General features: G+C 76.0%; 9 protein-coding genes. 8 read left to right on the top strand and 1 reads right to left on the bottom strand.

Going from position 1 to position 12,719, the window contains the following annotated elements; translation table 11 throughout:
- Positions 1 to 61 precede the first annotated feature (61 nt).
- Entirely contained in the window at positions 62 to 955 is an 894-nt protein-coding gene (locus XF36_RS04020) for an oxidoreductase (protein WP_060710936.1), read from the top strand.
- Positions 956 to 1,007: 52 nt separating this feature from the next.
- On the opposite strand, the gene mftD is transcribed toward XF36_RS04020, so the two are convergent.
- Positions 1,008 to 2,225: a pre-mycofactocin synthase MftD gene (mftD, locus tag XF36_RS04015; RefSeq protein ID WP_060714405.1), complete on the bottom strand. Its 1,218-nt coding sequence runs from the start codon at positions 2,223 to 2,225 to the stop codon at positions 1,008 to 1,010.
- A 621-nt stretch (positions 2,226 to 2,846) separates the two neighbouring features.
- Between mftD and XF36_RS04010 the strand changes: the two genes are divergently transcribed.
- From XF36_RS04010 to XF36_RS35095, 7 genes are all read left to right on the top strand, one after another.
- Entirely contained in the window at positions 2,847 to 3,698 is an 852-nt protein-coding gene (locus tag XF36_RS04010) for a LytR/AlgR family response regulator transcription factor (protein WP_060714404.1), read from the top strand.
- A gap of 105 nt (positions 3,699 to 3,803) precedes the next feature.
- The gene (locus XF36_RS04005) at positions 3,804 to 4,820 is read left to right on the top strand and encodes a hypothetical protein (protein WP_238589115.1); all 1,017 of its coding nucleotides are present in this window, start codon (positions 3,804 to 3,806) and stop codon (positions 4,818 to 4,820) included.
- A gap of 802 nt (positions 4,821 to 5,622) precedes the next feature.
- Positions 5,623 to 7,977 carry an LCP family protein gene (locus tag XF36_RS34945; protein ID WP_060710933.1) on the top strand — a complete coding sequence of 785 codons (2,355 nt, stop codon included), beginning with the start codon at positions 5,623 to 5,625 and terminating at the stop codon, positions 7,975 to 7,977.
- Positions 7,978 to 8,133: 156 nt separating this feature from the next.
- On the top strand, positions 8,134 to 9,135 hold the full coding sequence (locus tag XF36_RS03990; protein WP_238589114.1) for an ABC transporter substrate-binding protein: 1,002 nt from the start codon (positions 8,134 to 8,136) through the stop codon (positions 9,133 to 9,135).
- Between the two features lie 80 nt (positions 9,136 to 9,215).
- The gene (locus XF36_RS03985; protein WP_060710932.1) at positions 9,216 to 10,193 is read left to right on the top strand and encodes a FecCD family ABC transporter permease; all 978 of its coding nucleotides are present in this window, start codon (positions 9,216 to 9,218) and stop codon (positions 10,191 to 10,193) included.
- Complete coding sequence (locus XF36_RS03980) at positions 10,190 to 11,242, top strand: FecCD family ABC transporter permease (RefSeq protein ID WP_145981246.1); 1,053 nt, start codon at positions 10,190 to 10,192, stop codon at positions 11,240 to 11,242. The genes XF36_RS03985 and XF36_RS03980 overlap by 4 nt, the downstream gene beginning before the upstream one ends.
- Positions 11,239 to 12,714: an ATP-binding cassette domain-containing protein gene (locus XF36_RS35095; protein WP_349675533.1), complete on the top strand. Its 1,476-nt coding sequence runs from the start codon at positions 11,239 to 11,241 to the stop codon at positions 12,712 to 12,714. The genes XF36_RS03980 and XF36_RS35095 overlap by 4 nt, the downstream gene beginning before the upstream one ends.
- Positions 12,715 to 12,719 lie beyond the last annotated feature (5 nt).

The following is a 12,719-nucleotide window of genomic DNA, read 5'->3' as shown; positions in this document are numbered from 1 at the left end:
GGGCGGGACCCGGGCCGACCGGGTAGACCTGGGGTCCCGTCCCCCGCGAAGGAGTCCTCCCGTGTTCCGGACCTCACCCGCCCCCTGGACGACGGCGGACATCCCGCCCCAGCAGGGCAGGACCGTGATCGTCACCGGCGCCACCAGCGGCCTCGGACTGGAGACCACCCGGGCCCTGGTGCACGCCGGTGCACGCGTCGTGCTGGCCGTGCGGAACACCACGCGCGGCGAGGAGATCGCCTCCGAGCTCGGTGGTGCGGTGTCGGTGCGCCGGCTCGACCTGGGCGACCTCACCTCGGTCCGCGAGTTCGCCGCCGGGTTCGAGGGCACCGCCGACGTGCTCGTCAACAACGCCGGGCTGATGGCGGTGCCGTTCTCCCGCACCGCGGACGGCTTCGAGACCCAGCTCGGGGTCAACTTCCTCGGCCACTTCGCGCTGACCGGTCTGCTGGCCGACCGGATCACCGACCGCGTCGTGACGCTGTCCAGCGTGGTCCACCGGATGGGCCGGATCGGCATCGACGACCTGAACTTCGAGCGCCGCCGCTACGAGCGCTGGACCGCCTACGGCCAGTCGAAGCTCGCCTGCCTGATGTTCGCCTACGAGCTGGAGCACCGCTTCGTGGCGGCCGGGTCGCGGCTGCGCTCGATGGCCGCGCACCCCGGGTACGCGGCGACCAACCTGCAGTCGCGCACCGAGTCCGTCCAGGACGCGCTGCTGGGCGTGCTCAACAAGGTGGTCGCCCAGTCCGCGGCGGCCGGGGCGCTGCCGACGCTGTTCGCCGCGACCGTCCCGGACCTGCCCGGCGGCGCCTACATCGGACCGGACGGCATCGGCGAGACGCGCGGCAACCCACGCCCGGTCGGGTCCAGCGCGGCCTCGCACGACCGGCGGATGCAGCGGGCGCTCTGGGAGCGCGCCGAGGAGCTGACCCGGGTCACGTTCCCGCTCTGAACCGGCGGTGGTGCGGGGCCCGGTCGCGCCGGGCCCCGCACCACCCGGCCGCTCAGGACTTCGAGACGCGGGTGAAGTTCTCCGGGACGATCAGGTCGTCGCGGGAGAGCTCGTGGATCGACTTCTTCCCCAGGCCCAGCAGCGCCTCGTCGATGCCCTTGTAGAGGATCGACAGGACGTTGGTGACCCCGCGCTCGCCCTGCGCGGCCATGCCCCACAGGTAGGCGCGGCCGATCAGGACCGCGCGGGCCCCGAGCGCGAGCGCCTTGACGACGTCGCCGCCGCGGCGGACGCCGCCGTCCATCACGACCTCGACCTGGTCCCCGACGGCGTCGACGATCGCGGGCAGCGCCCGGATCGCGGCCGGGGTGCCGTCGAGGTTGTTGCCGCCGTGGTTGGACACCGAGATCGCGGTGGCGCCCGCGTCGACGGCGCGGCGCGCGTCGTCGGGGTGCATGATGCCCTTGACCATGAACGGGCCGCCCCACTTCTCGCGGAGCCAGGCGATGTCGTCCCAGGTCGGCAACGGGGTGGTCCACCAGACGCCGTAGGCGCCGAAGAAGGTGGGGGCCTCACCGCCGCCGGGGGGCGCCATGTTCGGGGCCTTCAGGTCCGGGATCCTCCCGGACTTCGCCCAGTCCAGCAGGTAACGCGGCTTGGTGATCATCTCGGGCGCGAACTGCAGCGCGGCCGTGACGTCGACCTTCTCCGGGATGGGCGGGCTGCCCCAGTCACGGCGGGTGGCGAAGGTCCAGTCGAGGGTCACGATGAGGCCCTTGGCGCCCGCCCGCTTCGCACGCAGGGCGCGCTCGAGGATGTCCTCCTTGGACCCGGCCCAGTAGACCTGGAAGAAGACCTTGTCGTGGACGGCGCAGACGTCCTCGACCGAGCGGGACGCGAACGACGACAGCCCCATGGCCGTCGACACGGTCTGCTCGGGGTTCAGCGGGTTCTGGATGTTGGAGCTGTGCGCGGCCCGCGCGACGGCGACCTCGCCCTCCGGGTCGACGGCCTGGACTCCGGTCGGCGAGATCACGACCGGGAGGTCGATCTCCTGGCCCATCACGGTCGTCTTCTGGTCCCGCTGCGGCGGGAGCCCCGCGATGTGCGGGCGGAAGCCGAGCTCGTCGAATGCGGCGACGTTGTCCGCCAGCGTGATCCCCTGCTCCGCGCCGGCGACCAGCGCGTAGTAGACCGACTTCGGCAGGCGCCTGCGCGCCCGTCGCTGTGCCTCCGCGACCGTCTCGAACCAGTCCTTCGTGCTCGCCATGGCTGCCCCTTCGCAGTCGGAGGTGTGCGCCCGGCCGTCGTCGGTCACGGCCGGTCCGACACGCCGACCGGATACGAAACGGTCCCACGTGGCGGTTCTCACGCACGGTAGCGTTTCGGCACCGAGTGCCACAATGACACCCACACACAGCCCGTCCGATCGGCGAGGGTGCGACCCTCCGCCCGACCAGCCACGACGCCGGTCCCGGTCCGCTCCCCCAGCCGGACGGCGCCGCTGACACGACCGGCAGCCACGACTCGTGACGCTCCGCTGTCGCGCCCCCTCCGACGGCCCACCCCGGATCGTGTGGGGCGCGAGGCGGGACCGGCCGTCGGTGACGCTCCGCGGTCTCGCTACGGTGTGCCCGCAGTCACCGGTCAGCGGGCGGTGTGCCCGCGGCAAGGAGGAGCCGTGTACAGCCACGCGCGGGGTGGGCACGCTTCGGGCGCGACGCCCGGCCCGGTCGGCCATGTGCTGCAGCCCGGGTACGGCACCGCGAGCAACCACCGGCCCATCGGGGTCCCGGGTCAGCTCCGCGCCCCGGAGCCGCCGCAGCCGTCCCCCGCCGCCCCGGCGGGGACCCGGCTCACCGTCCTCGCCGTCGACGACGAGGAACCGGCCCTGCTCGAGCTGGCGCACCTGCTCGGCGAGGACCAGCGGGTGGAGACCGTGCTGACCGCGCCGAACGCGACGGAGGCGCTACGCATCCTGCACGGATCGCAGGCCGACGCGACCACCCCGACCGTCGACGTCGTGTTCCTCGACATCCGGATGCCCGGCCTCGACGGCCTGGAGCTCGCCCGGGTGCTGAACGCGATGGCCGACCCGCCGCCGGTGGTGTTCGTGACCGCCCACGACGACCGCGCCGTCGACGCCTACGAGGTCGGTGCCGTCGACTACCTGCTCAAACCCCTGCGCACCGAGCGGCTGTCCGGCTCGCTGGACCGCACCCTGGCACTGCGCGCGGTCCGGCGGGCCGAGAACGGCCCGCCCGCGGCGCCCGCCCGCCACGGCGCCGAACCGGGTGGCGCGACCGCGCCACCGGTCGCCCGCCGGGGCGCCCCGGCCGCGACCACCGACGACGAGGTCGTGCCGGTGGAGCTGGCCGGCACCACGAAGCTGGTCCCCCGCTCCTCGATCCGGTTCGTCGAGGCCCAGGGCGACTACGCCCGGCTGCACACCAACGAGGGCAGCCACCTGGTCCGCATCCCGGTCTCGGTACTGGAGGAGCGCTGGGGCGAGGCCGGGTTCGTCCGGATCCACCGCGCCTACCTGGTTTCGCTGCCGCTGATCACCGAGCTGCGCATGTCCGGGTCGGGGTACGTCGTCCGCCTCGGCAACGGGCCGAGCGCGGTCGAGCTGCCCGTCAGCCGCCGGCACACCGCGGGCCTCAAGCGGATCCTGCGGGGCCGACCGCCGCGGCCGCAGCGCGGCCCCGAGGACGGCCCGGACGGGCCCGTCGTCCCGCGCTGACCCGGGGGCGGATGACCGCGGCGGGCCACGGCCCGTCGCATCACCGACACGCCCGGTGACCGTCCGCACTGCCGTGCGTGATCCTGTCGCCTAGCCTGGTGACCGGTGTCCATCTCGGGTGAGTCCTCGCACGTCCTGTCCGTCACGAACCGTCGTCCCCCCGGGTGGCGCGCACGTCCGCCGGTGCTGGTCCTGGCGCTGCTGACGGCCTGCGCGGTGGTCGCGGGCTGTTCCTCCGCCACTGCCCCGGTCCCGGCCCCGGCCGCGCCGCCCCGGCCGGCCCCCGCGCAGCCGGCGCCGACCTCCGCCGCGCCCGCGGTGCCGGAGCTGCCCGGCGGTGGCACCGAGGTCTTCCCGGGCCGCCGGCTGGCCGCGCTCTACGGCCACCCTGGCACCCCGTCGATGGGGGTCCTCGGCGAGCAGGACCTGCCGCGCTCGATCGCCCGCGCGAAGGACCTCGCCGCCGACTTCCAGCCGCTCGTGCGCGAGCCCGTCGTGCCGGCGTTCGAGATCATCACGACGGTCGCCGACCGCGTCCCCGGCCCGGACGGCGACTACTCCGCGGAGATGAGCGTCGACGAGCTGCGGCCGTGGGTCGAACAGGCCGGGAAGGCCGGCGTCTACGTGGTGCTGGACCTGCAGCCCGGCACCACCGACTTCACGACCCAGGCGAAGCGTTACACCGAGCTGCTCTCGCAGCCGCACGTCGGGCTCGCTCTCGACCCCGAGTGGCGGCTGAAGCCGGGCCAGCGTCACGGCGCGCAGATCGGGTCCGTGACCGCAGCGGAGATCAACCGGACCTCGGAGTGGCTGGCCGCGCTCGTCCGGGAGAAGAGGCTGCCGCAGAAGGTGTTCCTGATCCACCAGTTCCGGGTCTCCATGATCTCCGACCGGCAGACCGTGGTCACCTCCCACCGCGAGCTCGCGACCGTGCTGCACGCCGACGGCTACGGCACCCGCCAGGAGAAGACCGAGACCTGGAACGCGCTGCACGCCGCGCCCCGCCCGCAGGGTCTGTTGTGGGGCTGGAAGAACTTCATCGACGAGGACCGGCCGACCTTCACCCCGCGGGAGACCTACGCCGTCCGGCCGGAGTCGCCGGTCTTCGTGTCCTACCAGTGACGGGTGTGTCCCCCTGTCCGGAAGCCCCTCCCGGGTGGGTGGCCGCCCATCGAGATCGTGATCACGGCAAGTACTCTCACCGGAACCCGAGCGCCGTCGTCGCCGCCGGGTGCGCAGGCACGTGCCGCTCCTCCGCGCGGCACGGCCGTCCTGCCCGTGCCGACCAGTGAAGGGGGTGCTCCGGGTGGACGAACGACCGACGGAGGGCTCCCGCCCGACCGGTCCGGACCGGCCACGACGACCCGGCCCTCCCGAGCACGCCCGCCGCGACGACCGTCCCCACCTGCGGGACGAGGCACGGCACGGCGGCCCGCCGCCCCGGGACCGCGCCGAGGTCCCGCCGCACGACCGTCGCGACACCCCGCCGCCGCACCCCCGTGGCGGCGCCGCTCCCCCACCCGGCTCAGCCGGGGCCCCGGCCCCGCAGTCCGGTAGGCCCGGCGACCGCAGACCACCCCGGTCCGGCAGGCCGCCCCAGGAGCCGTCGGGCGGCCCGCGACGTCCCGGGCCGCCCGCCACCGGTGCACCGCGTCCGCCCGCCGGTGACCAGCGCCCGGGAACCGGTCCCGCGGCGCGTCCCGACCGCGGGCGTCCCAGCCGGCCGGACGGAGCCGGGCTTCCCGCCGAGGACGAGTCCTGGCTCCCCCGGCGCGAGCGCGAGGCCCGGGCCGCCGCCCGGCGGGCCGCCGCATGGACGTCCCGCTCGACGCGGTCGGAGACCCCGGGCCGTGGTGGGCACAGCGACAGCAGGCCCACCGACATCCGGTCCATCCGCGCGACCCGTCGCGGCATCGGAGAGACCGTGAAGGTCCCCGGCCGGCCGGACACCGCCGCCGAGCACCGGCGGCACCGCGCGTCCGAGCCCGACGCCCCGCCGCAGGAGCGCGACCGCGCGGCCCGGCTGAGCGGCGAGCTACCGATCGTCCCGCGCCGGCCCGGCGACCGTCCCGGTGGCGCCGTGTCCGGTGGCGCCGTGTCCGGTGGTTCGCGCCCGGACGCACCGTCGCGCCCCGGCGCACCCTCGGCCCCGAGCGGCCCGGGGCGGTCCGGCCCCGGGCCGGTGCCGCCGGGTGGGCCCCGGCGCCCCGGTGACGCCCGTCCCGGCGGCCCCGGCGGCCCCGACCCGCGTTCCGGCGGCCGGCCCGGCGGTGCCCCCGGGGTCCCCGCCGGATCCGGTGCGCGGTCCTCCGGCGCGGTCCGCCCGGACACCGTCCCCGGCCGGCCCGACGCCGGCAGGCCCGACAGCGGCAGGCCCGACAGCGGCAGGCCGGACGGCCCGCAGGGGCGACCCACCGACGCGCGCCCGGCAGGCCCGGGTGGCGCCACACCGGAACCCGCGCGCGACGCCGCACGTCCCGCCCCGCCGCGGCCGCCGCACCCCGGCCTGGCCGCCGGTGCCGCGGCAGGCACGGCAGCGGCCGGCGCCGCAGCGGCCGGCGCCGCGGCATCCTGGAACCGGCCCGCCCGGGACGGCCGCGGCGACGACGACTACGGCGACGGCGACGGCGACGGCGACGGCGACGGCGAGACCGCGCTGGCGCCGCCCGCCGGCCCGTCGGCCGCGCCCGACCCCGCGCGGCGCACCCTCGCCGCCGCACTCGGCCTCACCGCGGCGTCCACCGTGGTGCCCGGCAGCGGCCATCTCGCGCTGCGCCGTCGTCGTACCGGCGGTCTGATCCTCGGCACGCTGGTCGCGATCGTCGTCGGGCTTGCGGCGGTGGCGCTGCTGGCCCGGCGGTCGACGCTGCTGCAGAACCTGTTGTCGACGACCACGCTGACCGTCATCGCGGGCGCGCTGGTGGTCGCCGGCATCGCCTGGATCGCCCAGGTCGCGCGGACCTACGCGCTGGCCCGGCCGCGCGGGATGCCGCTCGGCCAGAAGATCGTCGGCACCGGGACCGCGGCCCTGCTGTGCCTCGCCGTCGCCGTCCCGTTCGGCTACGGCGTCGAGCTGGTCAACTCCCAGCGCGGGCTGCTGAACTCGCTGTTCCAGGACGGCGGGACCTCGGCGGCCGAGGCGTTGGGCAAGCCCCGGCTCAACGTGCTGCTGCTGGGCAGCGACGCCGGCGACGACCGGACCGGCACCCGTACCGACACCATGATGGTCGCGAGCATCGACACCCGCTCAGGCCGGACGACGCTGTTCAGCCTGCCTCGCAACATCCAGCGGGCCGAGTTCCCGCCGGGCAGCCCGGCCGCGGAGAAGTTCCCGAACGGCTTCCACGACCCGTCGCAGCCGTTGTCGGGCGACTACCTGCTCAACGCCATCCACGCCTACGCCGAGCAGCACCCGGAGATCGCCCCGTCGGGACCGACCTCCTCGCCCGGTATCAACCTGCTCCAGTCCTCGATCGCGTACATGACCGGCCTGCCGCTGGACTACTACCTCGAGGTCAACATGGCCGGGTTCTCCTCCATGATCGACGCCGTCGGCGGGGTCACCGTGAACGTCGGGCCCGAGCCGATCCCGGTCGGTGGCGTCACCGCGTTCGGCCGACACGTCACCCCGGACCGCTACATCAGCCCCGGGGTGCAGACACTGGGCGGCGAGGACGCGCTCTGGTTCGCCCGCTCCCGCCGTGACGGCACCGACTACCAGCGGATGGGCCGCCAGCGCTGCCTGATCCAGGCCGTCATCTCGCAGACGACCGCGACCGAGCTGATCTCCCGGTTCCAGAGCATCGCCGCGGTGACCCGGGACAACGTGGCCACCGACATGCCCCAGCAGGTGCTGCCCGCGCTGGCCGTCCTGGCCGACGAGGGGTTCCGGCTGGAGAGCGTCGCGTTCGACCCGTCGCTGCCGGACCCGAACTCCCCGACGGGCTACTTCGTCACCGCCGACCCGGACGTCCCCTACATGCGCGAGGTCGTCCGCAACGCCATCGCCGACCCGCCTCCGGAGCCGGCGCCCGGGACCGCACCGTCACTCGCCGCCCCGACGACGCAGCCGTCGACGAGCCCGGAGTCGTCCCGGTCGTCCTCGTCGAGCGCGTCGCCGACCCCCGACCCGGCCGCGGCCCGGCCGCAGTCGGTCGAGGAGTCCTGCGCGGCGACCGGCGCGGCCGACGTCCCCGCCGGGGCCGAGCCCGGGAACTCGCAGGAGCCGTCCGCGACCGGCTCCGAGCAGTTCGACGGCCTCCGCCCCGACCAGAACTGAGCCCGCCGCAGCCGAGCCGTCACGGTCGAGGCCATCGGAGCCCGCTGCGGATGCCCGGCGCCATCTGTGGCGCACACGGCTGCGGTCCGCTCTTCCGTCCGCCGTACTGGGATGATGAAGTGAGGGTCACCTATAAAATGGAGAGGCGGCCCTTCCGTGCGACGAACGCTCCCCCTGTTCGCCGGTCTGCTCATCGTGCTGATGCTGCTGGCCGGATGCGGCTCACCGGAGCCCGGGACCACACCGTCGGGGGCCACCCCGTCCGGGGACGGTGCGTTCCCGGTGACGGTCCCGACCGCGTTCGGCGACGTCACCGTCCCCGAGCAGCCCCGCCGGGTCGTCGCCCTCGGGTGGAGCGACGCCGAGACCGCACTGGCCCTGGGCGTCGAGCCGGTCGGGGCCGCGGACTGGCTGGCCGTCGGCGGTGACGGCCTCGGGCCGTGGGTGCAGGCCCGCTACACCACACCGCCACAGATCCTCGGCACCCTCGAGGTCGACCTGGAGGCCGTCGCGGCCCTGGACCCGGACCTGATCCTCGACACCCGCTCCTCCGGCGACCGGGAGCGCCACGACCGGCTGACCCAGCTGGGCGTGCCGGTGATCGGGATCCCGGCCGGCGGCGAGAACTACAAGACGACCTGGCGCGACCAGCTCCGCATGGTCGGGGCCGCGGTCGGCAAGCCGCAGGAGGCGGCGCGCGCGCAGGCCGACCTGGAGCAGCGCTTCGCCGACGCCCGCGCGCAGCACCCGCAGCTGCAGGGCGCCACCGTCGTGTCCGGGGCCCGCAACACCCTCGGCGAGTACGCCGCCTACACCGGCGACTCCGGGCGCCTGGCGTTCCTGAAGGAGCTGGGCATGGTCAACGCCCCGCAGATCGAGTCGCAGCGCACCGACGGCTTCTCCGTCCCGATCTCGCGGGAGCGGATGAACCTCCTCGACGCCGACGTCACCGTCATGCAGGCGATCTCGGAGGACACCTCGGCCATCGCGAACGACCCGCTGTGGAAGGCCGTGCCGTCGGTCGCCGCGGGGCGCGGTGTGCTGCTGTCGGACCGCGACGTGTCCCAGGCCTTCTCCAGCGCCTCGGTCGACGGCTGGCGCTACGCCCTCGACCGCACCGTGGGCCAGCTCGCGGACGCGGCGGCGAAGGCGCGGTGACCGCCCCGACGGCCACGCCCACCGTCCCGTCCCCTCCGGATGCGCCGGCGACGGTCCGGCGGCGGCGGCGGTGGCCCGCCGTGGCCGGCCTGACCGTCGCCCTGCTGGCCGTGGCCGCGCTCGGCCTGCTGGTCGGTGCCCGGCCGCTCGCTCCGGGGTTCGTGCTCGACGTGCTGACCGGGGCCGTCGAGCGGACGTCCCCGGACGCGCTCGTGGTCACCGAGGTGCGGCTGCCGCGCACGGTGCTGGCGATCCTGGCCGGGGCAGCGCTCGGCGTGGCCGGGGTGCTCGCCCAGGGCATCACGCGCAACCCGATCGCCGAGCCCGGCATCCTCGGGCTCAACACCGGCGCCGCCCTCGCCGTCGTGCTCGGGATCGCGCTGCTCGGCGTCGACACCCTCAGCGGCTACGTCTGGTTCGGCTTCGCCGGGGCGGCGGTGGCGGCCGTCGTCGTCGCCGGAGTGGCCGGCATCGGCCGCCGCGGCAGCGTCTCCCCCGCGACGCTCGCCCTGGCGGGCGCCGCGCTCGCCGCGGGCCTGCAGTCGATCACCACCCTGTTCCTGCTCACCGACCCCCAGGCCTTCGACGACTACCGGTTCTGGCAGGTCGGCTCTGTCGCCGGCCGGGACCTCGGGATCGCCGCGCAGGCGGCCCCGTTCGTCGTCGCCGGGCTCGCACTGGCCCTGACCTGCGGTCCGCGGCTGAACGCGCTTGCGCTCGGCGACGACGTCGCCCGGTCCTTCGGCCGCCCGGTCGGGACCGACCGCGGGGTGTGCGGGGTGGCTCTGGTCGTGCTGGCCGGGGCCGCGACCGCCGCCGCGGGGCCGATCTCGTTCCTCGGGCTCGCCGTGCCGCACCTGGTGCGGCGCCTCGCCGGGACCGACCACCGGGTGGTGCTGCCGCTGGCGGCGCTCGCCGGACCCGTCCTGCTGCTGGCCGCGGACGTGCTCGGCCGGGTCGTCGCCCCGCCGGGCGAGGTCCAGGCCGGGGTGGTGACGGCCGTCGTCGGCGCCCCGCTGTTCGTCGCGCTGGTCCGGCGGCGGAGGTTCCTGCGGTGAGCGCCGGGACCGTCACCGGCGGGGATCCCACCGCGGTGCTGCGCCGGATCCGGGCCCGGGCCCGGCGCCGTCGTACGACGGCCGGGCTCGCCGTCGCCGTCGCCGTGCTCGCCGCGTTCGTCACCTCCCTCTCGGTGGGTGCACAAGGCCTCGGGCCCGGCGACGTGCTGGCCGCGCTGACCGGGCTCGGCACGCCGCGCACCGAGCTGGTGGTGCTGCGGCTGCGGATGCCGCGGGCGTTGACCGCGCTCCTGGTCGGCGCGGCCCTCGGCCTGGCCGGGGCGCTGTTCCAGCGGGTGCTGCGCAACACCCTGGCCAGCCCGGACGTGATCGGTGTGGGTGCCGGCGCGGCCGTCGGTGCGGTGACCGCCTCGATCGTGCTCGGCCTGTCCGCCACCGGGACCTCGGCCGGTGCCGTGCTGGGCGCCGTCGCGGCGGCGCTGCTCGTCGCCGTCCTGGCCCGCCGCGACGGCCTCGGCGGTACCCGCTTCGTGCTGGTCGGGGTCGGGATCGGGTCGGCCGCGATGGCCGTCGTCTCCTATCTGATGATCACCGCGTCGCTGACCACGGCGCAGCAGACGCTGGTCTGGCTGACCGGCAGCGTCACCGAGACCGGCTGGTCGACCGCGGTCCCGCTCGCGACGGCCTGCGCCGTGCTCGTGCCCGCGGCGCTGCTGCTGGCCCGCGCGCTGCCCCGTCTGGAACTCGGTGACGACACCGCGACCGCGCTCGGGCTGCCCGTCGGCCGGGCCCGGGGCGCGCTGCTGGCGGTGGCCGTCCTGCTCGTCGCCGCCGCGGTCGCCGCGGCCGGGCCGGTGTCGTTCGTCGCGCTCGTCAGCGGGCCGCTCGCCGCCCGGCTCGCCGGCCACGGGCGGGCGTCGCTGCCGCACGCCGCCGGTGTCGGGGCCGCGCTGGTGCTGTTCGCCGACGTCGTCGCCCGCACGCTGATCGCCGAGGTCGCCCTGCCCGCGGGTGTCGTCACCGGTGCGATCGGCGCCCCCTACCTGCTGTGGCTGCTCGCCCGCTCCCGGACCGGAGGAACCCCGTGACCACCCCCGCCACCGTGCCCGCCGGGCCCGCGCTGGACGCCGACGGCCTGGTCCTGCGCTACGACGAGCGCGTCGTCGTCGACGGCCTGACCGTGCACGTCCCGCCGCGCCGGATCACCGTGATCGTCGGCCCGAACGCCTGCGGCAAGTCCACCCTGCTGCGCGGGCTGGGCCGGATCGTCGCCCCGGCCGCCGGGACCGTGCGCCTCGACGGCACCGACGTGCGGTCGCTGTCCGGCCGCGAGCTGGCCCGCAGGCTCGGGCTGCTCCCGCAGTCCCCGACCGCCCCGGACGGCATCACCGTCGCCGACCTGGTGGAACGCGGCCGGTCCCCGCACCAGGGCTGGTTCGGCGGCCGCGGCGACACCGACGACGCCGCCGTCGCCGAGGCGATGCGCGCGACCGGGGTGCTGGAGCTGGCCGACCGCCCGGTCGACGAGCTGTCCGGCGGTCAGCGCCAGCGTGTGTGGATCGCGATGGTGCTGGCCCAGGACACCGGGGCTTTGCTGCTCGACGAGCCGACCACCTTCCTGGACCTGCCGCACGCGGTGGAGGTGCTGGACCTGCTCGTCGACCGGAACCGGGAGCGGGGCAGCACGGTCGTCGTCGTCCTGCACGACCTGAACCTGGCCTGCCGCTACGCCGACCACCTGATCGCGATGGCCGACGGTGCGATCGTCGCGCAGGGCCCGCCCGCGACGACGATGACCGCCGATCTGGTGCGCCGGGTCTTCGGGATGGAGTCGCGGGTGGTGCCCGACCCGGTCGCGGGCACCCCGATGATCGTGCCCGCCGGACGGCACCACCCGGTTCCCACGCCGGCCGCCCCGGCCCCCGAACCGGACGCGGTGCGGAGCGAGGACGAGCTGCGCGCGGTCGTCGCCGCGCCGCACCCGATGGTCGCGGGCAAGTCCACCGACCGGGTCGACGAGGTCGCCGCCCGGTTCGTCGCCGCCTCCCCGCTGGTGTTCCTGGGCACCACCGCGCCGGACGGCACGGTCACGGTGACCCCGCGCGGCGACGCCCCCGGCTCGGTCCGGGTGCTCGACGGCGGCCGGCGCCTCGCGGTCCCGGAGCGGCCGGGCAACCGGCGCGTCGACAGCATGCGCAACCTGCTCGCGCACGACGGCATCGGACTCACCTTCTGCGTGCCGCGCGCCACGCACGTGCTACGGGTGCACGGCCGCGCCCGGGTGACCCGCGACCCCGCGGTGCTGGCGCTGTGGGGCCCGGCCGACGCCGAGGGCCAGGGCCCGGCCGGGCACCGGCCGCCGCCGCTCGCGCTGCTGGTCGACGTGCACGACGCCTACGTGCACTGCGGTCGGGCGCTCGCCGCCGCCGGGCTGTGGGACCCCGACAGCTGGGACGGCGACGACGTCCCCGGGTTGAAGGAGCTGGCCGACGCCGCCCGGGCCGACCGTGCGAGCCGCGCCGAGGATCCCGACACCGTCGGACCGGCTGCGCGGGTGTGAGCGGG

This window comes from Pseudonocardia sp. HH130629-09 (assembly GCF_001294645.1).
Taxonomy (GTDB): Bacteria; Actinomycetota; Actinomycetes; order Mycobacteriales; family Pseudonocardiaceae; genus Pseudonocardia.
The sequence above is the reverse complement of the archived record's forward strand: the minus strand, read 5'-3'. Positions and strand labels throughout refer to the sequence as shown.

Excerpts from the sequence above, each read along its gene's own strand:
- mftD (WP_060714405.1), bottom strand. The coding sequence starts at position 2,225 with ATGGCGAGCACGAAGGACTGGTTCGAGACGGTCGCGGAGGCACAGCGA.